Here is a 26,989-nt window from a genome sequence, read left to right as displayed (position 1 = left end):
TGTTAGGGAAACGTCAGAGATTTGAGTAAAGAGAACAGAACAGCAGGCAACCTCGCTAGGGGTTTATTTCTTAATCGGGAAGCATAAAGATGCCATTTTTCTCCAATCGTGATTCGCAACCACATGTCGCAGCTAAACGCAAAGAGCGCCGCCCCGAAGGGGTGAGCCGCCGCCGAAAGAAAGAACTCGGCTTCGAGACCTTGGAAGAGCGCCAGGTCATGTCGGCGAATCCGTGGCTAGCAGATTCGCAATCCTATTCGTACGAAACGCAGTCCTACTCGAGCGCAACTCCTGAAGGTCAGGCAGCAATCCTGCAGCAGGAGCTCTACCGTGCTCTGTTGCAGTCGACTTCAGCAACCACCTATGGCCCTCGATCTATTCCCACCGACCCTTTGCTCAACAATCAATGGCATTTGATCAACTCAGGTCAACAAGTCGGTAACCCCGACTTCCAAGCGATTTTTGCCACCGCAGGCGAAGACATCAACGTTGCAGGTGTCTGGAATCAAGACATTTATGGGAACGGTGTAATCGTAGGCGTTTTCGAACCCGGTGGTAGTTTCCAAACGAACCATCCCGATTTGGCTGGGAATCTCGACGAGCTACTCGGATATGGTGGAGGCTCCGCTGAAGCTCACGGGACGGCGGTTGCTGGTTTAATTGCTGCTCTCTCCAGCAATGGCCAAGGCGGCACAGGCGTGGCCCCGGGGGCTACGCTCGTTCCCATGTCATTTGCGGGCTCATCAATCGATGCTATTGCAGATGGAATTCGCTACGCCATGGAGAATGGCATCGATATCGTTAACAACAGTTGGGGGCCAGCCGATAATCGTGGATTGGCTGGTCCTACAGCCGACGAAACCCTCGCGTTGCGGGATTCTATCTTCTTTGGTCGTGACGGATTAGGTGTGATTCACGTTTGGGCCGCTGGAAACGGTGGTAAGGATTTGGATTCAGCTTCCTATGATGGTTGGCAGAATTCGCGATACGTCATTAGTGTCACCGGCGTCGATCACGACGGGCAATACAACAATATAGACGGTACCGTAACGGGTTATATGGAGGCAGGAGCCAGCGTACTTGTGGCTGCTCCCACGGGATCGGTGGCACTCAATGTAAGTCTCGATACAGGCGTTGGCAGCGGCATTTGGACGACCGACATGACAGGCCAGGATGGCTACAATGAAACCGGATTCATTGATGATCGAGATTTTCTGGCAGACACTAATTACACGTCACGATTCAATGGTACTTCGGCAAGTACTCCGATCGTGTCCGGCGTGATTGCCCTCATGCTTGAGGCAAACCCGAACCTGAGTTGGCGTGACGTTCAAGAAATCCTTGTTCGGTCCGCCCGACAGAATGCTGAGTTTTCGACCCAAGCGAACGGTGTCGATATTGCTCTGGGTGTCGAATATCAAAACACCTGGATCATAAATCAAGTTCCTTTGTTTCATGATCCCGACATCTACGATCCATTGATTGATAATGGATTGCAGATTGCCTATCCCACGCTAAATCCCCTTTTGACTTATGGTGGGTCAGGTGCTCACTACACCCCAACCCCACAAGTCTTGACCAATGGTGCGGGCTATACGGTCAGCCAAGGCCGTGGCACCGACCGCGAGCAAATTGGTTTCGCTCACGGCGTAGTCGATGCCGAGTTGGCTGTGAACCTTGCTCAGCAGTGGTCGACAAAGAATCAACATCTTCCCAATGAACTGACGTTTACAACTGCCATCAACGTGCCATCGGTGAATAATCTGCCGGGAGCCGAAGTTATACCTGACGTATTTGGTGATGGTACACGCGATTTGATTATCCCTGGCGGACTTGGTGGCGCTACTGGTTTTAGCTCCTACTGGGCCGAGTTTTACGCAGACGATCCTGATTTCACCCAGACATTTCCCGCCCGTGGTGAGCCAATCGAACTGACGGTACCTGACACAAACAATATGACTGTGAATTCCGTCGAGATCACTGTCACCCTAGGTACAGGAACGATGGCTGACTTCATGGACAATGTTCGCATGGTGTTAGTGTCGCCCACTGGTACCCATTCCGAACTTAACCATTACTTTGTCGATGGTGCTTATTCGGGCGATGGTTTCTTTCATCAAGCCGCACCTGGCATCAATCCAGGCTTAAACGCGAATGGATTGAATGGTGTTTCGTCTAACCCGACAGATTTTGGAGACGCAGGCTCAATTGATAACGGGACGAATAGTTTTACGTTCTCGACCAATCGCATTTGGGGGGAACGTTCGGACAATGCCTTGGTAATTGATCCGACGACCGGATTGCCTTATACGGGCGCCAACGGAACCCTGTATAACGGCGTGCCCAGTAACTTGGGCGATCTTCTGGCTCAAGGTTGGCAACTTCACTTCGAGAACTATGGGATCGCTGACTTAAGCATCGCCAGCTTGGAAGTCGCTTGGCATGGCAGTCCGATTCAGGCCAACACAGAACGCATCTCCGGTTTGATTGGCATCGACGACAATCGTGACGATGCATTCAATTATAGCCGTGTGATTTCGCAAACAGACGATCTCGATGGTGATTTGACTACCAATCGACTTGGGGAAGTCATCAACGTGATCGACGTCGATCACGAATCGATGGGTGAAAACATCACTGTGATTGCTCGCCGAGTAAGCGACGGAGCTATCGTCGATCAATTCGTCACCGGGGCCGATGGCAATTTTTACTTCGATCTCGTGCCCGATGACTACATCATTGAGATTCAGGATCCACTGGGACGGGTGGCTCTCACTGATACCGATACCCCGTCGGGATTCATGAAGGACTATCAAACCCAGTGGCGAATCACCCCCGAACATTTTCAAGTTTGGAATCGCACGACCGATCTAGAAGTTCCTGTTGATGCCAACGGTGTACCTGAAGCCTTCCTAGATGGTTCCGGCGCTGCCGTGACCTATGGTATGTCGGGCATTAACTTCCTGCTGGATCCCGGCCAACCCGCGTTGCCACAGGTCGAGTTCAGTGGTGTTATTAACGCCGACTTCAACAGCGATGGCGTTTTCAATGGTAACGACGTAGCCGTGCCGGGCGTCAAAGTCTTTGCCGACGTCAATCGCAACGGCGTTTTGGATGCCGGCGAAATCGTTGTCACCACCAACATCAATGGCCAATACAATTTGGTTGTACCAAATACTATTTCGACAGTTATGAATGTCGGCGTGGTCGCTCCGGTCAACTGGTCATTCGGTGACCCTGCGGAAGGTTTCTCTCCGCTGTTTGTTGAACCGGGTGATGTGTTCACCAATGTTGACTTTGAATTGACTCCGCCACTCGGGGCGAGCGTCGGCGACGGTTCAACCAATGCCGGTTACTTGATGGGTGTTGTGTATGAAGACGTCAACAATAATAGCAGCCGTCAGGCGACCGAATTGGGTGTCTCGGGCTTACAAGTCTTCATCGATACTAACAACAATGGCACTCGCGAAGTCAACGAAGCCACGACAATCACAAATGCCAATGGTGCGTACATCTTTGCCAACGTCGCTCCCGGCGTACACCGTGTTCGTGCCGTGCCCGTAGCACCTTTGTTGTCGATCAACCCTGGTCCCGGTGTACCACGAATCGTCACACTGGCCGGTGGCGGGACGGTTTCGCAAACGGAATTCGGCGTGGGCTTGGGATCGAACCCCGCCACCTCGAACTTGGACTTCGGCGACCTGCCCGCGGCCTACGGCATTACGACGTTGGCCGAGAACGGTGCCCGTCATGGCAAGAGCGCTTATTATCTGGGTGCCAAGATCGACGTCGAACCCAATGGCCAACCTTCGGCCAATGCCAATGGCGATGATCTTGTTGGTGGCGACGAGGACGGCATTCTTGTCGACCCATTGATTCCTGGTACGACAGGTCACTTAGTCGCTGTTGCCAGCCGTCATGGTGGCAACCTCCAAGGTTGGATCGATTTCAATGGTGACAATGTCTTCCAGGCTTCCGAGAAAGTCATTTCCAACGTGGCCCTGCAGCCTGGTGCCAATGACGTGTACTTCCAGATTCCAGCTAACATCACCTCGGGCAATGTTTATGCCCGTTTCCGCTACGGAGAATACGGCATCAACAGCCCGACCGGCGCGGCTGTGATCGGCGAAGTCGAGGATTACATTCTGGCCAAAGACCCCAGTGCGTTGCCGGCCGTCATTGAGCATGGTCCCGACTTCGATGAAGACGGCGATATTGATGGCCGAGACTTCCTCACATGGCAGCGTAACCACGGAGCAACCAATGCGACCCCAGCTCAAGGCGATGCCAACAGCGACGGTGTCGTAGGTTATGCCGACTTGGTGCTGTGGCGTAATTTCTATGGCACTTCGGCAGGAAGCTTTTCCGCTTTGACTGGTGGAGATTCCGACGAGGAAGTGGCCTCCTTCACGTCCGTCGAGAGCAGCTTCTCCGATCAAGTGGCTGCCGTGATTGCCGATAGCGAAGAACTTGCTGAGGAAGGGACCTTGGTCGAGGCCTTGTTGATCATCGACACGTACAACGATGAAAGCCTCACAAGTGTTACCGAAGCTTCAGCAGCGTCGTCAACGCTTGTCGGCCCCGGCCAATCGGCACCCAACTTCGATCTGCTCTTTGCTGCCGACGATGACTCTTCTTCCGAAGACTCTGAGACTGCAGTCGACGAACTGGATTCCGTCTTTGCCAGCTCCGATGATTTGATCAATCTCGGTGTTGCTATCCGTGATAGCAGCCGTTCTTCCTCGGCTGCCTACTTGAGCGATGAAGAAGCCGAAAGCGAAGAGGACGAAGCGTTCGCCTTGGCCTTTGAAGGAAACGATTGGCTCCAATTCTAAACGGGATTGCCGCTGGTTTCTGATAATTACGAAAACCCGGGGATTGCACTCCCCGGGTTTTCTTTTGTAATGATGTTTTGTTTTCAATCCGAGATTGCCCCGCCATGACTCCTGAAATCATAGTCGTCTCTGGTCTGCCCCGCTCCGGTACGTCGCTGATGATGCAGATGCTGCACAAAGGGGGCCTGGAGACCGTTACGGATCACGAGCGTGTTGCCGACGAAGACAATCCGGCGGGGTACTACGAGTTCGAACCGGTCAAGAAAATGAAGCAGGAGACCGGTTGGCTGCCCGATGCCCGTGGTAAAGTGGTAAAGATCATCTCGCAGCTCTTGTTCGATCTTCCGGCCACCGAGCGTTACGCGGTCGTTTTCATGCAGCGCGACATAGACGAAGTACTGACCTCGCAAGACAAAATGCTGGCCCGCTCAGGCCGCAAAGGTGCCGCCCACGAGATGATGCGCTCGGCGTTTCAGAATCATCTGGCCAAGTTGGATGGTTGGCTAGAAACTCAGCCCCATATTCGCGTGTTGAAACTGGAATACGCCCAGGTCGTGGCCGATCCACTGGCATCGGCTCAAAAGCTTAAAGAATTTTTGGGGCTCGATCTGGCCCCAGAAAAAATGGCCGCGGCGGTTGACCCGAGCTTGTATCGCAATCGCGGCAAATAATCTTATTGTTCTTGCCGCGGCCGCTGTTGCTGTTGGCCTTCATTTGGCTCGCCTGGAGTTGTCGCACCACCACTGGTGATCAAAGAGGCCCCTTTCGGCGGGGCGGTTGGGTTCTCAGGCAGCTCAACTTTCTGTTCCGAGCCACAGCCCAGGGCAAAACACAGTATCAGCATGAATACTGATTTCCAGGAAGCTGGTGCTGAATCCACAGAGAGCGACTTTTGCACGGGAAACCTTTAGCTATCGTGATGAAAACAAGCCCTAAATCAACTACAGCTGATCGGTGGAGACAACTTCTTGTGCCTGCATTGTCGACAATGCATGGAGTATGTCGGTATCCATACTCTTCGTAAACGAATGAACGGACCCATCAACAAAGCAGAATTGCACAATATCGCCATGCAACGAACCATAGTAGCCCCATTTCGTTTCATAGCTGGAACCCTTGGGTTTACCGTTCTCATAGGCCACATCAAGACCGATTAGCGTCGGCAATGTTCCAAAGCCGGCCCATGCGTTGCCCCGAGTGAAACCACTCACAACAGCTTTAGATTCATCTGTAAGTTTTTCTTCGACATTAGTCACCACGCTTCCTGGTGCCTCGCCAAACATAAGTGTTTGTGAAGTACCATCGGTCACCTGTCCCAAACGGGTTTTCGAGCGAATCCCAAACACACCGAGTAATTCGTCGTTCTTCCGGGGTCCCGTCGAAGTATAGTAATCGTAAGGTCCAGCAGGTCCCCATATCCCTGGGATACCTTGATAGTGAGTCAGACCGAGTTGCATCTCTTCCGGTGTTCGATTAATCGTGCTGAATTCTACGACAGGATAGCCTCCTGAAAGAATTCCATAGTTCATGAGGTTGATACTGACCGAGGGCAACCCTGGAATCATGCTAGGACACAAGAGCGTTGAAAGGCGAGCTTGAGCAGCGGCCCATGAAATCGGCTTGGATGGACTCTCGTTGAAATAAGAAAAATCGCGAGTATCAACGCCTAGTTTGATCTCCTGCCCAAACATGTCGGCAACATTGGCCGCCTCAAGGTAAGGTAGGATAAAAGTGAAGACGCCCGTCATTTGATGATTGCCAGTTGAATCATTAGGACGGTTGGGGAAATTCCAGTTGTTACCCGCCAAATAGCCAGGCGGCAGCCGATCGTTCGCTGACTCAAAGTTCAAAGAAGCCAAGCCAATCTGACGCAAGTTATTTCCGCAAGCACTTCGACGGGCCGATTCCCGTGCCGCTTGAACGGCTGGCAACAAGAGAGCTACCAACACGCCAATAATGGCGATCACAACAAGTAGTTCGACGAGAGTAAAAGCTCGGCTATGAATATGGCGACGGTACGAGGGCATGGATAGAGTCCGCATAGCTTGTAGCTCGCATTGGTGGATGGGAACAACATTCCTAGGCCAACGATCCGCCTTCGTCGGCCTCATTTTAAGATTATCGATTTTGGTTCTAAAGTCAATCTTCCTAAGACTTTACGGTTAGCGCAAGCTTTTAGGCCAGCATCCCCTGGGCTTTGAGTTCCGCTGCCATCGCTTTGTCTGTTTGCCCCAGATTTCGATAGGCCGTAGCAAGTGCCTCGTGGGCCCGCTTCATCTTCGGAGCCTGTTTAATGCATAGCTCCAAGGCCTCTACCGCCCCGTAATAATCGCCCAAGGCATTGAGCGCCTCGCCGATCGTCAAATGCACTCGCGGGAAATGATGCACCAACTCAGCCGCAACCAAGGCATCATCCAAGGCGGCCTGCACTTCCCCTTTTTTAAACTTGGCCTGTGCCAGACCGGCATAGGCCATCGGACTGTCGGCATCAATGGCCAAGGCTTTTTCAAAAGCCGTGATCGCCTGATCGTAGCGTCGGGTATCAAGATAAACGTCACCGAGTTTCGTATGCAAGCCGGGGAGACGCGGTTCGGCCTGTTCTACCAGACCCAAATGCTTGAGAGCCTCCTCGGGATGACCGTCGGCAAACTCCAGCGCGCCCAACATCATGTGGATGCGCGGTGATTCAGAATTTGATTTCTCCAAAGTTTCCAAAATTTCACGAGCGGCTGACTTGTCCTCCAAAGCGAGATGGCACGACGCCAAGAGTATTTGGGCCGGAGGCGCCGCCTTTAAAGAAGAGTCAAGTTTTTCAAATTCGGTCATCGCCAAGGGATAGTTACGAGCATCGATCAACGATTGAATCAAGTTGAACTGATTCGAAGCGACCGTGTCACGAATTGTTTTCTCAACGTCCTCGGAAGGAGCCTCGACATATCCTAGCGCAACCAATTGTTCGAGCATGGCTTGCGATTCCGTGGCATCATACCGCAGGTCCGCGGGATGCATTCCCGATGGACCGTCGATCTCTTCCCAACTTTCGATCCGCCCCAACGGCTTCTCGCCATCCAAAATTTCCGCCAACACACGTCCGGGCATGTCGTGGGCCGCAGGTAGTCCAAGTAGCTGCAAAACCGTGGGTGTTACATCCAGAATGCTGGCGCCATAGAGCCGGCTGCCTTGTTTCACTGTGGGACCCTTTGCCGCGAAAATCCCAAACGGCCGATGCCATTCGACGGGGCCCGTTTTGCCCTCGCGCGGATCGGGCCGCAAATGATCGTTGTAGTAACCATGATCCGACATCAGAATCACGGCGGTCTCTTCGCCAGCCAAATTCAAAAGTGTTTCCAGCAGCATGTCGTGAAACCGATAGATGCCAACCATGCACTGTTGGTAGACTTCGAAGTCCTCCTGGGACACCTGCTCCATCTTGGGGGGATGGAACTCCATAAAGACATGGCCAAAACGATCAATTCCTTCATAGTAGACCGCTGTGAAATCCCAATCCGTGTTGGTCATCAAATGAGTCGTGACTGAGTGAATCGTCGCGGTTTGGGCAAGCATATGCTGCAACTGACCCAAACGATGTTTCTCCTGTTTCAATAGCTCCCCTGCACGAGGCACGAAGGGCAAAATCGCTCCTGCGTCGATCTCGCTCGGTAGCACACGAAACTCGGCAAGTTCCTCCGCCATCTTAGCAGGATGAATGCACTGGCTTGGAAGAGGTGAAACTTGGCCATCCGTTTCTTTGTATTGCTCGAACTGATTCGAGACCATCACGCCGTTAATCGGTTCCGCGGGATGCGACGCGTACCAACCAACGACATTCGACTTCAGACCTGACTGCGACAGAACATTCCACAACGCTTTGCACTTGCGGGTCGTGCTGGAAACGGGCCGCACGCCCGTCCCTTCGGGGTTCGGCTCGGTAAATCCAAACACGCCGTGATGCACGGGCCGCTTACCCGTGGCGATGGTGTTCCACAGCATCGGCGACAGGATCGGCCGCGTCGTGGCCAGATTTCCCCAAGCACCATCCTGGAGAAACTTAGCGGTCGTCGGCATCAACCCCTGCTCGATAAGGGGTTGGATCATTTGCCAATCGGCACTATCCCAACCTACCAACAAGACTCGCTTGGGTGATTTCTCGGTAAGGCTTCGGCTAATTCCCATGTAAGGCTACCGTTGACGAAGTCGTCGCATCAGAACCAAACCAGAAGCACCAGCGGCCAACATGCCGAGCGTCATTGGTTCAGGTACCGCATTCAAGGCAACAAGGGCACCACCATTGTAGTTGTCTTGCCATTCGATCAGCGAATCGACACTGAAGGCCGGATCAGTTTCACCACGCTGCCAAGCTAGAAAGTCCCGACCAGTCACTTCCCCATCGCCGTTCAAATCACCCGGAACTGCCGTCGGCCCCGTATCACCAACCACGATGCCCACACCGGCATCACCTTCCCAAGCCCAGTCGTGAATGATAAAGGAGCCCAGCGTATTATCGATACTCACCCGCATCCAAGCGAAATGCAACTTATCTGCCGTGTTGCCACCAATAGGAAATGAAAGACCGATGTAGCCATTTGTAATGTTATTAAATTGAGCATTGGGATTCAAACTACCGTAAGCCAGCGAGCCCTTGAAATCGGGTCCTGCTGAAACAGAATCTACCAACGTCCCAATTGTCAGTGCCGAGACATAGTCCACCGCAGAGATGCCGCTGCCAATTTGAAACCCTGCAACCTTACCAGGGGCAAAATTCACAGTAAGACCCTGATAGGGTCCACCTCCAAAGTAATAGTTCTTGAGCTTAACATCGCTGTAAGGATCAGTATCAAATTGAATCGACTGGCTAGATCCCAATTCGATGGAGATCTCCTGGCTGCCGGAGTAAACGACTTCAGCATTGGCATCCATCGCCTCAACGCTAGCGACAGCGGCACCAGCTGCCAAAGCATAGGCCACTCGCTTTTTACTCAATCCACTGGTTTCGTTATTTGTTTGTTTCCGCGCGCTCATCTCTAGCTTGACTCCAATTCCGAGAATGTGCGCAGCAGCGCACGGGTATTAATCAAGGGAAAATCCGTGCCGCGAAGTTTGAGCTCTTCGCGGCACGGTGATTAAGAATTTAATCCGGTTTGAGAAATTCTCTTCTAGGCGGCTTGCTTGCGGCGACGCATGGCCAACAGGCCGACGGAACCGGCAGCCAAGAGGCCCAAGGTGGCCGGCTCGGGAATCTGGCCTGCCGCAATGCCCGCGCCGGAAACATTGTTGTAGGCCCAATCCTTGACCTGAAACGTACCGGCAGCACGGTCTATAGCAACCCGAACCCAACCATAAAACAAGTTTGCTCCACTGGGAAAACTCAAACCAATGTAAGCATCTGAGACATTGTTGAACTCAGAATTCGGATTGGCTCCATAAGCCAAGGATCCATAAAACGTCGGCCCCACAGTCGTTGAATCGATCAAATCTCCCGCACTCAAAGCCGTGACATAGTAAGGGAAGGTGCTATTCGAGAGCACAAGCTGACCAGGGGCATTGATGACAGTGGCACCCATGTAGTTGCCACCAAAGACATAGTTTTTCAACTTAATGTCTGGGGAAGCGCCGTATTCATCGAGATCAAGATTGAGTGCACCAAATTGACCGATATTGATCGGATAAGGACCCGAATAAACGATTTCGGCTTGGGCTTCGGGAGCACCAACGGCAGCGGCACCCGCGGCGGCACCTGCGGCAAGAGAGTAAGCAAGCCGACGCTTTGTGGCTGGCAGCTTGGAACCGGACTGATTTTCCTTCATGAGCGTTTCTCCGAGTTGTTCTAAGAAGTCTTTACATGTTTAGCCGGAAACGCAGCCGCCAGATGCGTCGGGGCAAGGTAGGACCGTTCGGGCAATCAGCCCAGACGGCGACTCTTGAGTATAAAAAGCACATTCACCAATTTCAACAATTTCGCACATGAAAATGATGTTCCTTGAGCAATCTTAACAAATCGCCATTTCCTACGTATTTACCGCAACGGAAGAGCTGAAAATTGGTTATGAAACCCCACGGGCACAGATTCCCCACAGCAGCGGGCCCATCAACAGAACCCAAGCCGTCGGCTCGGGTACTGTGTAACTGGCAGTAAGCCCCTGAACCCAGCCAAAATTCGTTTGCCAATCTGCCAAATCCGAAGGGCTAAATGGGTTGAACGATTCTCCTTGCTGCCAAACTAAAAAATCCCGCCCATCGACGTCGCCATCCCCATCGAAATCACCGGGATGGTTGGGAGGGTCAACTATCACTGTTTCAAGCAGCAAGGAAAATTGATAGAGCTGAACCCCCGATGGGCTCGCTGAAATACGAAAAGCATACTCCCCGGGCGTTTCAAGAAGGAAATCAGTAATCGATTCATTCTGTCCCGTGGGATTCACGTTTTGGTTCGTGAGTAGTACGGGGCTACCACTCACGAGCGAATAAAGTTGTAATCCTAAGTCACTTACTGCCGAAGGAAAGGTTGTTGAGTAGGCTGACCCGCTGCCAGTTATTCGTTCGTTGTAGCTTTGCCCCACGGGAACAACGCTCAAATCTAATAATGCTGGGTCCGTAATTTCGAACGAAAAATAATCAAAATCATTCTGGTTCGAGATGCTTAAAAAATCGGTCTCTACCATCTGTGTAACAATATTGCCGACAGTGGGATCTTTTCCACGAACTAACTCCACGCCGGGCGAAACACTGAGTGGTACAGCAGAGGCCGCGGTATTATTGCCTGCCCCCTTCTCATTGACGTCGCCATACAAATAGTGCAAACCTCGGATTTCATCCAACTGGGGCCCGACGATAGCCGCCGCACTTGTAACTGGCTCCATTAGAAAAATAGATGTTGTTGAATCAATGTGCCCCAAACCCAGTGCATGGCCGATTTCATGCATCAGAGTATTACGCATGTTTTGGTAGTCATTAATCGAGTTGCTGTAATAGGCCGACTCTGCGGTATCAATGGTCAAATCGGCGTCGAGCAAAAAGCTTGTCGAAGCGAGTGTCCCCGAAACTCCATCGATGTTGGCCCCGCCAATTCGCACGTCGCCTCGCACGTTTTGAAGCCCATAGAGATTTCGCAAATTTGAGCCGTCGTCGTCATCTTCGTAATGAAAAGTAAGCCCACCCAATTCCGACCAACGATCAAACGAATCCTCGATGAAATGGAACCAGGGTCGATTCTGATAGTTCGTCCCTCCTCCGCCGTTACCGAACAATCCATCCATAAAGGCGATCAGATTGCTGCCACCTTCGCCTGGAATGAATGTCCCGTCGGGCACTAGGCTCCAAGTCACATCGACCCCCGTGCCATAGGCACCGGTCCACCCATTAAGAGCGGTCGTTGACCACCGGCCATTGGAATAGAAGGCCAGAACATGGGCCGGCGCGCAGCAGCATATCGCGCAAAAAAGAATGATCAAACTAAGCTGCTTCATCAACCGAGTTCCCAAGCGAGACGCGCCTCGATTCAGTGTACACATGACATGCAAAAAACGCACTTTCGGTGAACCGCGAAGTTTGTAAAAAATGTCGCGCAAGTCGCCAGACGGGCGAGAGAAAAAAGTGACCCCTACGGGGCTCGAACCCGTGTTGCCGGCGTGAAAGGCCGGTGTCCTAACCACTAGACGAAGGGGCCATTGAAGGCCAGAGAGACGATCAGTCCACTGCGAGTGAACGAGTCCCTCACGGAGAACATATAGAGGTACGGGACGCAGGCCGAATCGTCAAGTGGAAGACCGGCCACAGCTACAGAGTTCACGAAGTTTTTTGCAGGAAAAATTTTGACTGCTGCAAGCGAATCACAAATCAATCACATAAAAACGGAAGAACAACGCTCGACGATAAGCTCGCCACAATTATTCGGCGGCACTATCTTGTTCGGTCGGTTGTTCGCTGGAACCTGTCTGATTGCGACGGATGGCTTCGTAAACTTCATTACGATGAACGGGTACTTCCTTGGGAGCTTCCACGCCCAATCGCACCTTGTCGCCGCGAATTTCAACAACGACAATTGTGATGTCGTCGTTGATGACAATGCTTTCGTTCTTTTTTCGGGACAGGACCAACATGGATCGATTCCTTCGTAAAAGGAGGCTCTCATCTCGCCCCCAACTGAGTTTGCAGACCTTATCCCTTCTTGCCGGAGCAAGCGCATAAGGGCAAACTTTCGGGACTTGACAAAAAGTCCCTTAATCCACTCTACGTGGTGATTAACGGTAGTCAAGGAAAAGACCACAGTGTAAATCTGACTTAATTGGTGGTTTTGTGCAAACCGGCATGGAACGTGATTAAGGCTTCTTCATAATCACTAAGTTTCTCTACGTCTCAAGGAGGTCATGCATAACACAAGGCAAGTCGTAAATCATTTTCAGACAAACACTTAGGGAAACTCCCTTCACTAGAACTTCTGTTGTAAAGTCTGTTAGCGATCTAACATGCAAGACAGCTGATCATGCTGGCCACCAGAACGGAAATTGTCGAATTTTTTCGTCATCTGATCTGCCAATTGGACGCATGACAGCCACTTCCAAGCCACTCTTTTGGCTCCGCACCCGCCAGTTTCCCTAGCCGAAGCGAAATCACATGACTGAGCAGGTTCATCTTTACGATCAAACCGATGGGATCGGTTGAAGAGGAATTCAGTTTTTTGGAGCCCATAATCTTTGTGCTGCACCGACCCTCGATACCAATTTCGCTTCATGCTCAAAGGGCGGTTGCGACATCGCTAAGTCACTCTATAATCCAGGGTTTCTGCTGTTAAGCTACCTTCAATCCTTGGTCCGAAGTCGGTCGGAAGCCGCTTGACGGACAAGGTGCATGCATCGCGAGAGGATCTCAGGAACATCATGATCCAAGGACTCAAACGAGTCTGGCCCTGGTTGGGAAATGTTTTCGAGGCGGTGTTTACGGTCGCGCACGGTATGTGGGTGACTTTGCGAACCTGGTTCAAAACCTATCGGCCCGATCGCAAGACTTTTACCGAGCACTTCGAGTACCCCGAACTCCCTGTGCCCGTGGCGGCCCGTTATCGCGGGTTTCATCGTTTTGATCTCACGACTTGCATTGCCTGCGACCAATGTGCAAAAGCCTGCCCCGTCGATTGCATCTACATCGGTAAGGAACGTGTCGAAGGCAGCAAAGGTTTCAAGATCACTGGCTACACGATTGATTACAGCAAATGTCTATTGTGTGCCTTATGCGTTGAGCCCTGCCCCGTCGATTGCATCTTCATGGGTGCCAATCACGACCTGAGTTGTTACAGTCGCGATGGCTGTATTGTTGACTTCTCGCGTTTGCCGCTCGATGTGGCTTGGGGTAAATCAACCTTGAACCCCACGGCCGTGGCTCAAGCGAAAGTCGTCACCGAACCAGTTCACGGCGGTCCGAATCAGTAACATTTCACCGTTTTTACAACACCTCCTATTCGATAAACATTTATGGCAACTCCCACCGCAATAGTCGCTTACCTGGCATTATTTGCCGGCGTTGCTGGGCTGTTTTTGTTCGTCAATTTGCTCGTAGGCCGCTTCCTGCGACCTAACCTGCCCAACGAAGAAAAGCTTGAAGTTTACGAATGTGGCGAGCCGGTGATCGGTTCCAGTTTCGTTCAGTTCGACCTCCGTTTTTATGTGGTCGCCTTGTTGTTCATCATTTTCGACGTCGAAATCGCGTTCTTCTTTCCTTGGGCGACGGTGTTTGGCAAGGCCACGCAGTTGACTTCACCCGATGTGCCCATCTTGGCTGTTGAAGCTGGCGAGACGGGTTCGGCCGAGCAATTGTCAACAATTGCGGCGATGCGGTTTGAAGAACTCGGAGCTCTGCCTCTCATGGGCGACCGCGGGGCCGAAGGAGTTCGCGAAACCGCGAGTGCCCTGGCGTGGACCTCGTTTGCCGACATCCTTGTTTTCTTCGCAGTCTTGATGGTTGGCTTCGCCTACGTCTGGCGACGCGGAGATCTTGATTGGGTTCACGCCACGACCAGCCACAAGGACGAAATCGTGCAGCGTACCCCGCCACGCATTAGTCCCGAAAGCAGTCGTAGGGGTGTCTCCGTTCTCTCGTCATAAACTTTCAACTCACACTTTAGCGACAACTTTCTTTCATGAGCGGACAAGCATTCGTCGACCAGCTGAAGCAAAAGTTTGGCGACAAGATTTCAGGTGCGAATTTTGAGAACGTCGATCCGTGGATCGAAGTCACTCCCGACGGCATCGTCGCTGTTTGCGAATACTTGCGCGACGAGCCGACGCTGGCGTTTGACTATCTCAACAGCATCACCGGCGTCGACTATTTGCACACCGATGAAAAGAAGGCCGCCAAAAGCATTTGGCAACCGCACACCGAGGTCGTGTATCACCTCTTCAGCATGCAGCACAAACACAGTTTGGTGCTCAAGGTGATCCTGCCCCGCTGGAAAAATGATCAAGTTGGCACCCTCCCGGAAGTCCCCACCGTTTCCGGTGTCTGGAGCACCGCTGACTGGCACGAACGCGAAGTTTATGACCTCTCGGGCGTGAACTTCATTGGCCATCCTTTTTTGCGACGCATCCTTTGCCCCGAAGACTGGATCGGCCACCCCCTACGCAAAGATTATGAAATGCCGCTGGAATATCATGGCATTCGCGGAAGATAACTTATGAGCGCAATTGTCGACGACCCTCGGGTCCTTGAATTTGACGTCCGTACCGACGAGATGTTGGTAAACATGGGCCCGCAGCATCCCAGCACGCACGGCGTGTTGAGGTTGGTGCTGCGTACCGACGGCGAAATCGTTTCCGAAGTGACGCCTCACATCGGCTACCTGCATCGCTGCGCGGAAAAGATTGGCGAGAATCTCACGCCACGGCAATGGATTCCCTACACCGACCGCATGGATTACCTCGCGGCGATGAACATGAATCTCGGCTGGGCGCTGACGGTGGAAAAGCTCATGAAATATGAGCCACCCGAGAAAGGCCGTCATCTGCGGGTTCTCATTTCCGAAATGGGTCGCATCGCCAGCCACTTGGTTGGTATGGGGGCTTACGGACTCGACCTCGGCACGTTCAGCCCGTTTCTGTATGCCTTCCGCGAACGCGAAAAAATTCTTGATCTGTTTGAAGAAGTTTGCGGTGCACGGCTGACGTATAGCTACCTTACGGTGTGTGGCGCGACGGCTGATCTACCGCCGGGCTGGCTGCAAAAATGCTCGGCCTTTCTTGATCAGTTCGTCCCTCTGATCGCTGAATATCACACGTTACTCACCACCAACTCGATTTTTATCAAACGCACCGCAGGCATCGGCATTCTCACGCCGCAGATGGCGATTGATTACGGGACAAGTGGGCCCGTACTTCGTGGCAGCGGCGTCGACCACGACCTCCGCCGCGACGGCGAAGAAATCTACACGGCCATGTACGAAGGCTATGCCTTTGAAGTGATCGTTGAGCGAAACGGTCACTATCCGAAGGATCACAACTATCCCGCAGTTCCTATGGAAGCCGTCCTCGGTGACTGTTGGCATAGGTTCTACGTGCGCATGCTCGAAGTCATGCAGTCGATCGATCTGGTGCGTCAAGCTATCGAACGCTACAGCACGGCCTCGGGCAGTTATGGCGAGCCGATGAAACTCAATCAAAAGCTGCCGGTCGGCGAAGCGTATCTCGAAACCGAAGCCCCCCGCGGACAGATGGGCTTTTACATCGTCAGCGATGGCAACCCCATCCCCTGGCGAGTTCGGGCACGCAGTAGTTCGTTCTGCAATCTGTCGGTCACGGGACCGTTGTGTGCAGGCTGCCTGATTGCCGACGTGCCGGCGATTGTCGGTTCGCTCGACATCGTGATGGGCGAGATCGACCGCTAAGCGGCAAGTCGTGCTTTGTTTGAAGCGACCAAAGCCTGCGCGATCACTTGGTGCATATCAAAGTATTGATAGGTGCCTAGTCGTCCGCCAAAAATCACGTTGCTTGTCTGTGCGAGCATACGGTAACGGTCGTAGACTTTGCTGTTCGCTTCGTCACGGATCGGATAGTAAGGAGTCTTTGTTTCGTCGTATTGCTCGGGGAATTCCCGAGTGATCACCGTATGCGACTGATTCCCAAACTCGAAATGTTTGTGTTCCGTAATTCGAGTGTGAGGAACCTCCGGGTCGGTGTAATTGGCGATCGAAACTCCTTGATAATCGCCAGCATGCTCTTCTTGCTCGAATCGTAACGAGCGGTACTCCAGCCGCCCGTACCGATAATCAAAAAACTCATCGACTTTGCCCGTGTAAACCAAAGTCTGGCCAAGCGATTTCACTTCGCGCTGATTCTCAAAGTAATCCACATCGGTTTCGAATCGAATATTCGGATGATCGAGCATGTTCATGATCAATGCCGTGTAGCCGCCGATGGGAATTCCCTGAAAACGGTCGTTGAAATAGCGGTCGTCATAGGTCAGACGAATTGGAATCCTGCGAATGATCGAACTCGGCAGTTCCTTGGGATCGCAATTCCACTGTTTGCTCGTGTATCCGTGAATAAAAATTTCGTAAAGCTCGCGGCCGACCTGCGAAAGAATCCATTGCTCAAGATTACGCGGATTGGCACAAGGGATTCGCACTTCGGCAAGCTTGTGTTCTGCTTCCGCCGGAGTCGTCACGCCCCACAATTGATGCAGTGTGTGCAAGTTGATCGGAAAAGAAAAAATGCGGCCCTTGTAATGCACGCAGCCCCGGTGCCGATAATGGTTGAACTTGGCGAACCGTTGCACAAACTCCCAGATATCAGGGTCATCCGTATGAAAAATGTGGGGGCCATACATATGAACATGAATGCCGCCACGATCCTCGGTATAGCAGTTCCCACCAATGTGCGACCGTTTATCGACGAGCACCACCGTGCGGCCTTGCTCGGCAACATTCCGCGCAAACGTGACGCCAAACAGGCCAGCCCCAACGATGACATAATCAGCAGGCATTGATCTATGCTCCAAAAATTGAAAGCAAACTTTTTTCAGGCCGCCTTATCACCCGCCACGCGAGTTTCCCATGGACCGAGAATTTCATACTCGACGTTTCGCCATTTCAGCCGCTTGCGCACGGTCGCCTTGTAAAGCGCAATCGCGTAGACAACCTGCGTGAAAATCGTCTTGGGAATAAAGCCGAGGATTGCCCCCAGCGTCGGTGTGGGAATATGCTCGCCCCGTTCGGCCAAAGCATTACGAATCGTTTTTTCATTGCGTGCCAATGCTAAAGGAATCGCGAGCAGTAACGCCGCCAATCCCAATGTATTCGTTAGCACGAGGGACATATCACGAGTCGCCAAACCATAGATTAAGAGTCCCACGGCCGCGGCTTCGATCGCCAGCACCGACCAGCCGTGAATGAGCAAATAAACCCAGTGTCGTGCCGGCGAGTAAAGGCGGGCCCACATCAATTGGCGGGTTAAAAACTCGGTGCATATCGGCAACGAGATGGCATCGCGGTTGAGTATCATCAACTCGGGCAAGAACACCGTTCGCTTCCCGAACTGTTTCATCTTGACCTTGGCGGGATTGTCTTGATTGAGCGTGGTCTGCCAGGCGTCGATCACCCCTGCATCGATCATGTCTTGGCGGCGCATCGCGGAGCTTCCGCCCCAGGGGATATGAAACAGATACATAACCACGACGGCCGCGGAATTCCAACAGTATCGTGCTGCTGACCCCCAACCCGTTTGGTCGAACCGATACCAACGATTGCCGTGCACCATGCCAACGCTGGGTTCGTCGAGCCCAGCCACTAACGTCCGCAACCAATTTCGCGGTGCCACAACGTCGCCGTCCACCAAGGCCAACACTTCGCACGACTGCGCGCTTTTCGCGGCCTGGGCCAGCGAAGCGCAATGCGGACTGCAAGTTGTTGGCCGCTCGCGAAGTGTATTTACAAACACATTCTCGGAACGATTCTTAGCCACGACTCCTTGAACGATCGGCCAAGCCGAATCGAGTTCGCTATCCACGACGATATGGAGTTCATAGTCGGGGTAATCTTGATCTAACAAGCTTTGCAGCGCCGTGGGTAGCTCTTCATCCCCGCCGCGTAATGATAACAAGATCCCCGCCTTCGGCCAGATTCTTAGCGACGGCTGGGCTGGTTGTTGTCGCTGAAACACACGAACGAATAACCAGCTCACGACATACTGAGTCACGGCCGAGAGAATTAGCCATCCGGCCACGAATTTGGATACTGTTAAAAGCATAGTAAAAATACGCTTGTATTAAGATTTGTTATTTAACGGGATGCGAATGCATAAGGGCGTCGGATTGTATCGACCTATCCATCCTGTTGCGAGATCGACTTTCCCTGCTTAATATGGTGCCTTTTCATTTAATCGCAGTCCTCAATGGCTCAGTCCAAGGTGGTCGAGGACTTGGCCAACTGAGAGCTGGTTCTGTTGTTTGGCAGTTCGATAGGGAAAGGTTGGCACGTGCCTGGATACTTACTTCTGACAGGATCAACTGGCTTATTGGGTCGTTATCTGCTCCGAGATCTCTTATTGGCCAATAAGAAACTTGCTGTCGTAGTTCGAGCCACCACCAAACAAACGGTTCAGCAGCGAATCGAAACGATTCTGCAACAATGGGAGCAGGAACTCGGCATGATGCTGAGTCGTCCCATTTACCTAGAGGGCGATGTCACTGAACCTTTGCTAGGTCTCGATCCCACGGCTGTCACCTGGGTTACTGAGCATTGCACGGCCGTCATACATAGTGCCGCCTCGCTTACATTTTTTGCAGAAGGTAATGACGAACCGTGGACTACGAATCTTAATGGCACTCGCCAGGTGCTTGAACTTTGTCACGCAACCGACATATGTGAGCTGCATTACGTTTCAACAGCGTACGTTTGTGGAATGCGCAAAGGCGTGATACTCGAGTCCGAACTCGACTGCGGACAGTCATTTCGGAACGATTACGAAAGAAGCAAATTGCAAGCGGAGCAGTTGGTTCGTAGCGATCCTTTCATAACCAATCTCACAGTTTATCGCCCCGCTGTGATCGCAGGAGATTCACGCACCGGATACACGAACACTTATCACGGGTTGTTCATGTATCTCAAAATCATGTCGATCCTGGCACAAAGTGTCGAGCCTGATGCGAATGGCATAAGACACACGGAAGTTCAACTCCACCTCACGGGAGACGAGCAACGCAACGTCATCCCCGTCGACTGGACCGCAGCGGTGATCGCTCATTTGGTTTGTACTCCCGCTGCTCATGGCCAAACCTATCACTTAGCTCCTGATGTCCGCATGACCCCACGCGACATGATCGCCGCCGGCTGCAGCTACTACAATTCAACAGGTGTCGAGTTCATTGGGCCTGCTGAAGTTACTCCGAGTAATGACAATGACCTGAAACGCCATGCCTACGACAACTCAACCCTCTATCGCGACTACGAATACAGCGACCCGATTTTCGAAACAGCAAACTTAAAGAAATACGCGGCGCACCTTCCCTGCCCCGTTATCGACGAATCAATGCTTCACCAGTTTCTGCGTTTTGGCGAGCAAGATCGCTGGGGCAAACGGCGCCCGCTCACTCCACAGCCGTGGTTCGACGTCGCAAATTTTTTGATGACCGCGGTGGTTGAATCCAGACAGGATATTGATCAGTGCCAAATGCTTGGTCTCGACCTCACTGGCCCCGGCGGTGGACAATGGACTTTAACGCTTAGCGGCGATGTGCTGATTGCTGCCGAACCAGGGATTTGTGAAACATGTGAAGAAGTGTTTCGATTGCCAACACAAATCTTCGCGGCAATCGCTCGGTCAAAACAACCTACAAAACCACGCGAATTTCTCGTCTCGCTGACTTAGCGACGACACTTTTCTTTTTACGCAAACCTACAATTACACTCAGAGCGACTCGTCCAGCGTCACACCAGTTCGATCGTAGGGCTGATAACTCTTCATGCGAATCTGCCAAGGGCCTGCGACCTCATAATCGATTCCACGCCAATCCGTCGATTTTGCGAAGGATGCGGAAAGAAGTGCAATCGGATAAACAAATTGTGTAACAAGCATTAGAGCCGCGAACTTCAATATCGACAGCCCACGAATCCACACGGCGTCATCGCCGCGTCGCGCGACGATTGCCCGTACCGATAATTCCATGGGCAGGATCGCCAGCGCCATAGACACGGCCCAAATCAAAAAAGCGGTCGCCGAAATCACAGCTACCCATTCGTTGCCCGTGATCAATCCCACAGCAAGCATCATGGCCACAAACAGGGGAGCAAGCGTCGAGACAACCCCGTGGAAAACCACCGCGGGCCAAGCGGGGTGGTAAAGCCGTGCGTTCAGTAATTGCCTCGTAACCCACCGATAGAAGCCCCCCAGCGAAACATTCTCACGGTTGATCATCATCAAGCTCGGCACGAACGCGACGCGCATCCCTAACATGGCTGCCTGGGAATGAAGCATCGTGTCTTCACAAAATGCATTGCCGAGTTTGGCTAAAAAGTCGGTATCACTCACCAGCCGCGATTTGTAGGCTACGGTGCCCCCCCAAGGAATTTTGTAGCAGTACATTTGCACAACTGCCGCCGCATTCCATGCGTATCTCACGACCGAGCCAACGGAGATTTTCTGGGGCATGTACCAACGGTTGCCGGTCGCCACGAGTACATCATCGGGCAGGAGTGCCGTTGCCAACTCTCGGAGCCAGGTTCGATGTGGAATCGTGTCTGCATCGAGCTGCGCGATGATTTGGCATTCTTGATCGAGTGCCGCCAACACTTGGCGCAAAGCCATGCACTTTAAACTGCAAGTTGGACTCACATCTTGCAGATTTTCGATTTCGAATGGCACTCCTCTCACATCGTCCAGAATCTGAGAGAGAACCAGCTGGACCGGATCATCCGCCGAATCGACGATCAAGCGCACTCGATAGGTGGGATAGTCCTGATTGAACAATCCCATCAAACAGTCTTTGAGAAAGGGGTCGGTTCCCCTCAAACAGAGCACAACCACCGCTGGAACGGCCTGTTCATCGGCAAGCAGCGGAATTTCAAACCGTCGTAAGGCCCTCACAAAGGCACCTACTAAAACCGATTGCATCACGACCAGGCCCATCAAGCAGGCTGCGGCAACACCGGCAACGACGATCAATTTGGTACTCTCGGTTGTGAAAATGCGGGGTTTGTAATGGCGATGCGAGTCTCGTTATCTGTCCCGCCAAAAGTCGTACGCCAAATCATCAAATCGGCTCACAAAACCACGTATTTAGCACGGTTTTTTTGCCTGGGGGTGTACAGCTTCAAGGGCTTGTGCCATATTTCACAATCTTAAATAGACCGGCAGGTAACTGCCAGTCTACAAACGTTTTGGGTGCATGCTATCGGTCCCTGCGGTGGGGCCCGACCCCCTCACATGGGGGTATACAGATAGCATTGGCTCCGCTGGTTTGAGGAAGAACCAACAAGTGGCCTCGTTTCTGTCCGAGTACATCTGGACTTGGCTGGCGTATACCTTCGCCGGGCTGGTCCACATCGCGCTGATTATCAACTTGGTGGCCGTTGGTGCGCTGATCTTTATTTGGCTCGAGCGCAAAATCTCTGGCCGTATCCAAGATCGTCTTGGCCCCACCCGTGTCGGCGGCAAATTTGGCTGGCTGCAAACACTGGCCGATGGTCTCAAGCTGATCACCAAAGAAGACCTGATGCCCGCGGGGGCGGACGGTTTTCTCTTCAAGATCGCTCCCTACGTGAGCTTTTGTGCCTCGATCGCCGCTTTTATCGCCATCCCCTTCGCGGGCGGCGATTATCCTTGGATCCCGCAACGCTTGAACACGGGCGTATTCTTCGTCATTGCCGTGCTGGGCCTTGAGGTCTTCGGCGTGATCCTGGCAGGCTATTCATCAGCCTCGAAGTGGTCGCTCTTTGGGGCGATGCGCGAAGCCGCTCAGGTGGTGAGCTATGAAGTTCCCCTGGGTATGTGCATCGTCGTTCCTGTCTTAATCGCTGGATCGCTGGATCTGATTGTGATTGGCGACCGCCAGGCCGGTTGGTTCACCAATTGGATAATCTTTCACGACCCGTTCACGTTTATCACGTTCTGGGTTTACTTCACCTGCGCCACCGCAAGCGTCAACCGTGCCCCCTTCGACTTGGCCGAAGCGGAAAGCGAGCTCGTCGCCGGTTTCCACACCGAATATTCCGGCCTGCGGTGGAGCTTCTTTTTCATGGCGGAATACGGCTCGATGTTCTCGGTGAGCATCTTGGCCTCGATCCTTTTCCTCGGGGGCTGGAACGGTCCAATTCCAATTTCCGACATGCTGGGTCTCACCCCCGAAAACGGCGCGTTCGCGGCCTACATCGGGCAATTCCTCGGTGCCATGAATGTTATTTTCAAAGGCACGATCGGCGTCTGCGTCATGATGTGGATTCGTTGGACCTTACCGCGTTTGCGTATCGATCAGGTGATGACCACTTGTTTGAAATACTGCACCCCCATTGCCGCGGTGATGTTCCTCGGCGCGACCTTCTGGCAGCTGAAAATTCCCGATCGCAATTTCTTTGGTGTGATGCCCATGAATCCTGCCGTGTTCGAAATCGGCGAAGGCTTGCCGGGACCGCGGTTTCCAGAAATTCCTGAAGGCAAACCAATCACCGATCAAGTTGCCGCGTCAAACGGCGCCGAGAGAAAGGCGCTCTAAACCATGGAAAGCATTTATTGGCCGTCGTTCTTCTTCTGGCTATTTAGCGCGATCACCTGTTCGTTCGCCGTGGGCGTCTTGGTCTCGACCAACATCGTACGCATGGCGTTTTACTTGGTACTGTCGCTCGCTGCTGCTGCGGGCTTAATGTTCCTGGCCGGTGCCGATTTCGTCGGCGCGATGCAGTTGTTGATCTATGTCGGCGGCACGCTCGTGTTATTGATCTTCGGCGTGATGCTCACGTCCCAAGAACGGTTCGTGGAAATGAAAACCTGGGCCGGAGATTGGGTCAAAGGCTTTCTCGCCGGTGGAGCGCTGCTCTTCGTGCTGATTTATGCCGCGTTCAGCATCCCCGAATGGCGTGGCATGGAACGTACCGCCGCGGAAGCTGTTCCCACGACGCATACTGTCACACCGATTGCGATGGGTCTCTTGGGTGCACGCACGGATGCCCCCGATCGTCCTGGTTATTTGTTGTTGTTTGAAATCGTCTCGGTGCATTTGTTGGTTGTACTCATCGGAGCAGCCTACTTGGCCCGCGCCCGTCGCACCCGCACCATCGAATCCATGAAGTAAACGACGATGTTTGATATACCCTTTGAAAATAGCTGGCCTATCGCCAATATCCTGACCGAACCCGTAGGCGTTGCCCACTACGTTTCCGTCGGCGCGGTCTTATTTGTCTGCGGCGCCTTGTGCATGGCCACCAAGCGCAACGCCCTCGGTGTGCTGATGGGAATCGAGCTCGTTCTTAACGGAGCGAATCTCAACTTCGTCGCCTTTGGCAGCCAGTATCTGCGAGCTGATGAACATTCGCTCGGACTCGACGGCCAGTTGATCGCGCTGTTCGTGATTGTGCTCGCCGCGGCCGAAGCCGCCGTGGCCCTGGCGATTGTCCTTAATTTTTATAACAGCCACGACTCAATCGACGTCGACCACGCCGATCAGTTGAGCGGTTGATGGAATAACGAACTCTGGGACATGCGTTTCTGATGGATCCTCAATCGACATTACCGTTCCTGTTGATGCTAGCCTGGCTGACGCCGTTGGCCTCGTTCGTGGCTATCGTGCTGTTTGGCAAGTACATGGGCCCGCACGGCAAGTTCGGCGGGTATTTGGCAACGCTCGCCATTGTCACCTCCGCGGTATTGAGCTTCACAGCACTGTTCGGCGTTTGGCTTCCCAACTACCCCATCAAAGAAACCCACCACGTAGAGCATGGCGAGCCCGCTTCAGCGGGCGGTGCAGCACATGATCACGCCGACGAACACACCGTCACCGAAGACGCCCGCGCCGAGGACGCCGACCCCCACCATCACGTCGACCCAACCATCAATAATGAAGCCCCCGCTTACATCAGCGGCAATTGGTACACGCTCGGCCAGTTCGGCGATCTCAAGTTAACCATTGGCTACTACATCGATGCCCTGACGGTCGGCATGTTCTGTATGGTCACACTCATCGCCTCGTGCGTGCATTTCTACGCCATCGGCTACATGCACGACGAATTGCACGAGCCGTTTGTCGATCACGAAGTCACCCTTTCCAATGGCGAGCATCTCCACCGCAAAGGCCGCTTCTATCGGTTTTTCCAATATCTGTCGCTGTTCTGCTTTAGCATGTTGGGTATCGTCATCGCGGGAAATATCGCGATGGTGTTCTGCTTCTGGGAACTCGTGGGTATCACCTCTTATTTTCTGATCGGCTTTTACATCGAGCGCAAAAGTGCTTCGACCGCCGCCAACAAGGCGTTCATCGTCAACCGCGTCGGCGACTTCGGCATGCTGATCGGCATGATGGCCCTGTGGTCGAGCATCGGCACATTCAACTTCGGCGACATCAAAAACACTGAGGGCCAAGTTGTTGAGGCAGGAGTCTTCAGCCAGCTGCGCACCGCGGAAAACGATTACCACATCGTCCCCCCCCAGGGCATGATCGAAGAAGAAATCCGAGACTTCGGCGAGTCTGCTTCAGCAGGCGGTGAAGAACTCGCCGACACCGAACCCAAAAACCGCGCAGGCCAATGGCTCCTCTTCATCGCCGGCGTCGGCATCTTCTGTGGCTGCGTCGGCAAAAGCGCCCAGTTTCCGCTGCATGTGTGGTTGCCCGACGCGATGGAAGGCCCCACGCCAGTCTCCGCGCTCGTCCACTCCGCCACGATGGTCGCGGCTGGTGTGTACTTAGTTGGGCGCTGCTACCCGATTTTTACTCCTGAAGCGCTGCTGGTGATCGCCTACATCGGCAGCATCACAGCCATCATCGCCGCGACGATTGCCATCACGGCCACCGACATCAAGCGCGTACTCGCTTATTCCACGGTCAGCCAGCTCGGCTACATGATGCTCGCCCTAGGTTTGGGCGGCTGGGTCGCCGGTATCTTCCACTTGATCACCCATGCCTTTTTCAAAGGCTTGTTGTTTATGTGCTCGGGCTCGGTGATTCACGCCGTCCACACCAACGACATGACCTACATGGGCGGCTTGCGGAAGAAGATGCCGATCACCGCCTACACCATGTTGATTGGCTGCTTGGCGATTATTGGTGCCGGCATTCCCTTTACCAACATTGGCTTCAGCGGCTACTTCTCGAAGGATGCGATCATCGAGCAGGCTTGGAACTATGCCGACAAGAGCCCCCAGCATTCGCTGTTCTTGAAGTGGTTCCCCGTCGTGGGTGCCGCGGTCACCGCGTTCTATATGTTCCGCCTCTGGTACATGACCTTCGCCGGCAAGCCACGCGATCACCATCGTTTCGATCATGCCCACGAATCCCCCCGCGTGATGACCACCCCCTTAATCGTGTTGTCGATCTTTGCCATTGCCATCGGCTGGCCGATCTTTGGGGTCTACGACATGCTTGATCAAACGCGTCCGCTCGGCACTTTGGCCACGGCCCAAGGCGAATTGTGGGATGTCGTTGTTCCCAACGAACTTTTGAGTCACGAACCGAATCTCAAGCAACCTGCCGCCATCGCGGCCATCACGGCCGCAGGCACTGGCTTGTTACTCTCGACGATCATCTATCTGTGGGGCTTCTTGAACCCGGCCGAGCTCAAGCAAAGCTTCAAGCCGCTCCACACGTTCCTTTGGAACAAATGGTACTTCGACGAGTTGTATCACTACATTTTTGTGAAGCCCGCCCTCTGGATCGGTGGCTTCGCGGCTTGGTTTGATCGAGGCATTATCGACTCGATCATCCACGGTGCCGCGGCCATCTGTCGTGGGATCTCCAAAGTGGTCGACTTCCTGTTCGACCAAACCGTCGTCGACGGCACGGTCAACACGTTCGCCAGCGGCACCTGGGGCCTGGGGCTTTGGCTCCGCCGCCTGCAAACCGGCAACTTGCGTCAATATGTCATGTTCATCGTCGTGGGGACGGTGCTGTTGTTCGTGGCCATCACGTTCGTCCAGAGCTATTTGGTTCCCACCTGATTGATTTATCACCTGCAATAACACATATCACACGAA

At 53.1% G+C, this 26,989-nt stretch carries 21 protein-coding genes and 1 tRNA gene; 11 read left to right on the top strand and 11 right to left on the bottom strand.

Features of this window, described 5'->3' with window-relative positions:
* Window positions 1–89 precede the first annotated feature (89 nt).
* Window positions 90–4,835 carry a S8 family serine peptidase gene (locus tag AC6T8Q_RS06190; RefSeq protein WP_500678235.1) on the top strand — a complete coding sequence of 1,582 codons (4,746 nt, stop codon included), beginning with the start codon at window positions 90–92 and terminating at the stop codon, window positions 4,833–4,835.
* 104 nt (window positions 4,836–4,939) lie between these two features.
* The gene (locus AC6T8Q_RS06185; RefSeq protein WP_500678234.1) at window positions 4,940–5,506 is read left to right on the top strand and encodes a sulfotransferase; all 567 of its coding nucleotides are present in this window, start codon (window positions 4,940–4,942) and stop codon (window positions 5,504–5,506) included.
* Between the two features lie 2 nt (window positions 5,507–5,508).
* Here the strand turns inward: AC6T8Q_RS06185 and AC6T8Q_RS06180 are convergent, their stop codons facing one another.
* The 8 genes from AC6T8Q_RS06180 to csrA all read right to left on the bottom strand — a co-directional run bounded on the left by AC6T8Q_RS06180 (window position 5,509) and on the right by csrA (window position 12,931).
* Window positions 5,509–5,679: a hypothetical protein gene (locus tag AC6T8Q_RS06180; protein WP_500678233.1), complete on the bottom strand. Its 171-nt coding sequence runs from the start codon at window positions 5,677–5,679 to the stop codon at window positions 5,509–5,511.
* 97 nt (window positions 5,680–5,776) lie between these two features.
* Window positions 5,777–6,877, bottom strand: a complete 1,101-nt coding sequence (locus tag AC6T8Q_RS06175) for a DUF1559 family PulG-like putative transporter (protein WP_500678232.1) — start codon at window positions 6,875–6,877, stop codon at window positions 5,777–5,779.
* Between the two features lie 133 nt (window positions 6,878–7,010).
* Window positions 7,011–9,008 carry an alkaline phosphatase family protein gene (locus AC6T8Q_RS06170; protein ID WP_500678231.1) on the bottom strand — a complete coding sequence of 666 codons (1,998 nt, stop codon included), beginning with the start codon at window positions 9,006–9,008 and terminating at the stop codon, window positions 7,011–7,013.
* 6 nt (window positions 9,009–9,014) lie between these two features.
* Window positions 9,015–9,854 carry a PEP-CTERM sorting domain-containing protein gene (locus tag AC6T8Q_RS06165; RefSeq protein WP_500678230.1) on the bottom strand — a complete coding sequence of 280 codons (840 nt, stop codon included), beginning with the start codon at window positions 9,852–9,854 and terminating at the stop codon, window positions 9,015–9,017.
* A gap of 134 nt (window positions 9,855–9,988) precedes the next feature.
* Entirely contained in the window at window positions 9,989–10,639 is a 651-nt protein-coding gene (locus AC6T8Q_RS06160) for a PEP-CTERM sorting domain-containing protein (RefSeq protein WP_500678229.1), read from the bottom strand.
* 237 nt (window positions 10,640–10,876) lie between these two features.
* Window positions 10,877–12,298, bottom strand: coding sequence for a matrixin family metalloprotease (locus AC6T8Q_RS06155; protein WP_500678228.1), 1,422 nt, complete (start codon window positions 12,296–12,298; stop codon window positions 10,877–10,879).
* 128 nt (window positions 12,299–12,426) lie between these two features.
* Window positions 12,427–12,498 (bottom strand) — tRNA-Glu (locus AC6T8Q_RS06150).
* Window positions 12,499–12,718: 220 nt separating this feature from the next.
* On the bottom strand, window positions 12,719–12,931 hold the full coding sequence (gene csrA, locus AC6T8Q_RS06145; protein WP_496919407.1) for a carbon storage regulator CsrA: 213 nt from the start codon (window positions 12,929–12,931) through the stop codon (window positions 12,719–12,721).
* A 777-nt stretch (window positions 12,932–13,708) separates the two neighbouring features.
* Here csrA and AC6T8Q_RS06140 point away from each other — a divergent pair.
* From AC6T8Q_RS06140 to AC6T8Q_RS06125, 4 genes are read left to right on the top strand one after another with little or no spacing between them, the layout of a single operon-like run.
* Complete coding sequence (locus AC6T8Q_RS06140; RefSeq protein WP_496919408.1) at window positions 13,709–14,257, top strand: NuoI/complex I 23 kDa subunit family protein; 549 nt, start codon at window positions 13,709–13,711, stop codon at window positions 14,255–14,257.
* Window positions 14,258–14,299: 42 nt separating this feature from the next.
* The gene (locus AC6T8Q_RS06135) at window positions 14,300–14,929 is read left to right on the top strand and encodes an NADH-quinone oxidoreductase subunit A (RefSeq protein WP_500678227.1); all 630 of its coding nucleotides are present in this window, start codon (window positions 14,300–14,302) and stop codon (window positions 14,927–14,929) included.
* Window positions 14,930–14,964: 35 nt separating this feature from the next.
* Complete coding sequence (locus tag AC6T8Q_RS06130; protein WP_496919410.1) at window positions 14,965–15,495, top strand: NADH-quinone oxidoreductase subunit C; 531 nt, start codon at window positions 14,965–14,967, stop codon at window positions 15,493–15,495.
* A 3-nt stretch (window positions 15,496–15,498) separates the two neighbouring features.
* Entirely contained in the window at window positions 15,499–16,704 is a 1,206-nt protein-coding gene (locus AC6T8Q_RS06125; protein ID WP_500678226.1) for an NADH-quinone oxidoreductase subunit D, read from the top strand.
* Here AC6T8Q_RS06125 and glf read toward each other — a convergent pair.
* Together glf and AC6T8Q_RS06115 are read right to left on the bottom strand one after the other, a co-directional pair.
* Entirely contained in the window at window positions 16,701–17,801 is a 1,101-nt protein-coding gene (glf, locus tag AC6T8Q_RS06120; protein ID WP_500678225.1) for a UDP-galactopyranose mutase, read from the bottom strand. The genes AC6T8Q_RS06125 and glf overlap by 4 nt on opposite strands.
* A 35-nt stretch (window positions 17,802–17,836) precedes the next feature.
* Window positions 17,837–19,039 (bottom strand): glycosyltransferase, encoded by a 1,203-nt coding sequence (locus tag AC6T8Q_RS06115; protein ID WP_500678224.1) that lies wholly within the window; start codon window positions 19,037–19,039, stop codon window positions 17,837–17,839.
* A 252-nt stretch (window positions 19,040–19,291) separates the two neighbouring features.
* Between AC6T8Q_RS06115 and AC6T8Q_RS06110 the strand changes: the two genes are divergently transcribed.
* Entirely contained in the window at window positions 19,292–20,683 is a 1,392-nt protein-coding gene (locus tag AC6T8Q_RS06110) for an SDR family oxidoreductase (RefSeq protein WP_500678223.1), read from the top strand.
* Window positions 20,684–20,722: 39 nt separating this feature from the next.
* Here the strand turns inward: AC6T8Q_RS06110 and AC6T8Q_RS06105 are convergent, their stop codons facing one another.
* Window positions 20,723–21,976 (bottom strand): glycosyltransferase family 2 protein, encoded by a 1,254-nt coding sequence (locus AC6T8Q_RS06105; protein ID WP_500678222.1) that lies wholly within the window; start codon window positions 21,974–21,976, stop codon window positions 20,723–20,725.
* A 313-nt stretch (window positions 21,977–22,289) separates the two neighbouring features.
* On the opposite strand from AC6T8Q_RS06105, the gene nuoH reads away from it, so the two are divergent.
* From nuoH to nuoL, 4 genes are read left to right on the top strand one after another with little or no spacing between them, the layout of a single operon-like run.
* Window positions 22,290–23,522: an NADH-quinone oxidoreductase subunit NuoH gene (gene nuoH, locus AC6T8Q_RS06100; RefSeq protein WP_500678221.1), complete on the top strand. Its 1,233-nt coding sequence runs from the start codon at window positions 22,290–22,292 to the stop codon at window positions 23,520–23,522.
* Window positions 23,523–23,525: 3 nt separating this feature from the next.
* Complete coding sequence (locus AC6T8Q_RS06095) at window positions 23,526–24,098, top strand: NADH-quinone oxidoreductase subunit J family protein (protein WP_500678220.1); 573 nt, start codon at window positions 23,526–23,528, stop codon at window positions 24,096–24,098.
* 6 nt (window positions 24,099–24,104) lie between these two features.
* Complete coding sequence (gene nuoK, locus AC6T8Q_RS06090) at window positions 24,105–24,482, top strand: NADH-quinone oxidoreductase subunit NuoK (RefSeq protein ID WP_500678219.1); 378 nt, start codon at window positions 24,105–24,107, stop codon at window positions 24,480–24,482.
* Window positions 24,483–24,514: 32 nt separating this feature from the next.
* Window positions 24,515–26,953, top strand: coding sequence for an NADH-quinone oxidoreductase subunit L (gene nuoL / locus AC6T8Q_RS06085; protein WP_500678218.1), 2,439 nt, complete (start codon window positions 24,515–24,517; stop codon window positions 26,951–26,953).
* Window positions 26,954–26,989 lie beyond the last annotated feature (36 nt).

The organism is Bythopirellula sp. (genome assembly GCF_041737835.1).
In the GTDB taxonomy this organism is placed as follows: domain Bacteria; phylum Planctomycetota; class Planctomycetia; order Pirellulales; family Lacipirellulaceae; genus Bythopirellula.
The sequence above is the reverse complement of the archived record's forward strand: the minus strand, read 5'-3'. Positions and strand labels throughout refer to the sequence as shown.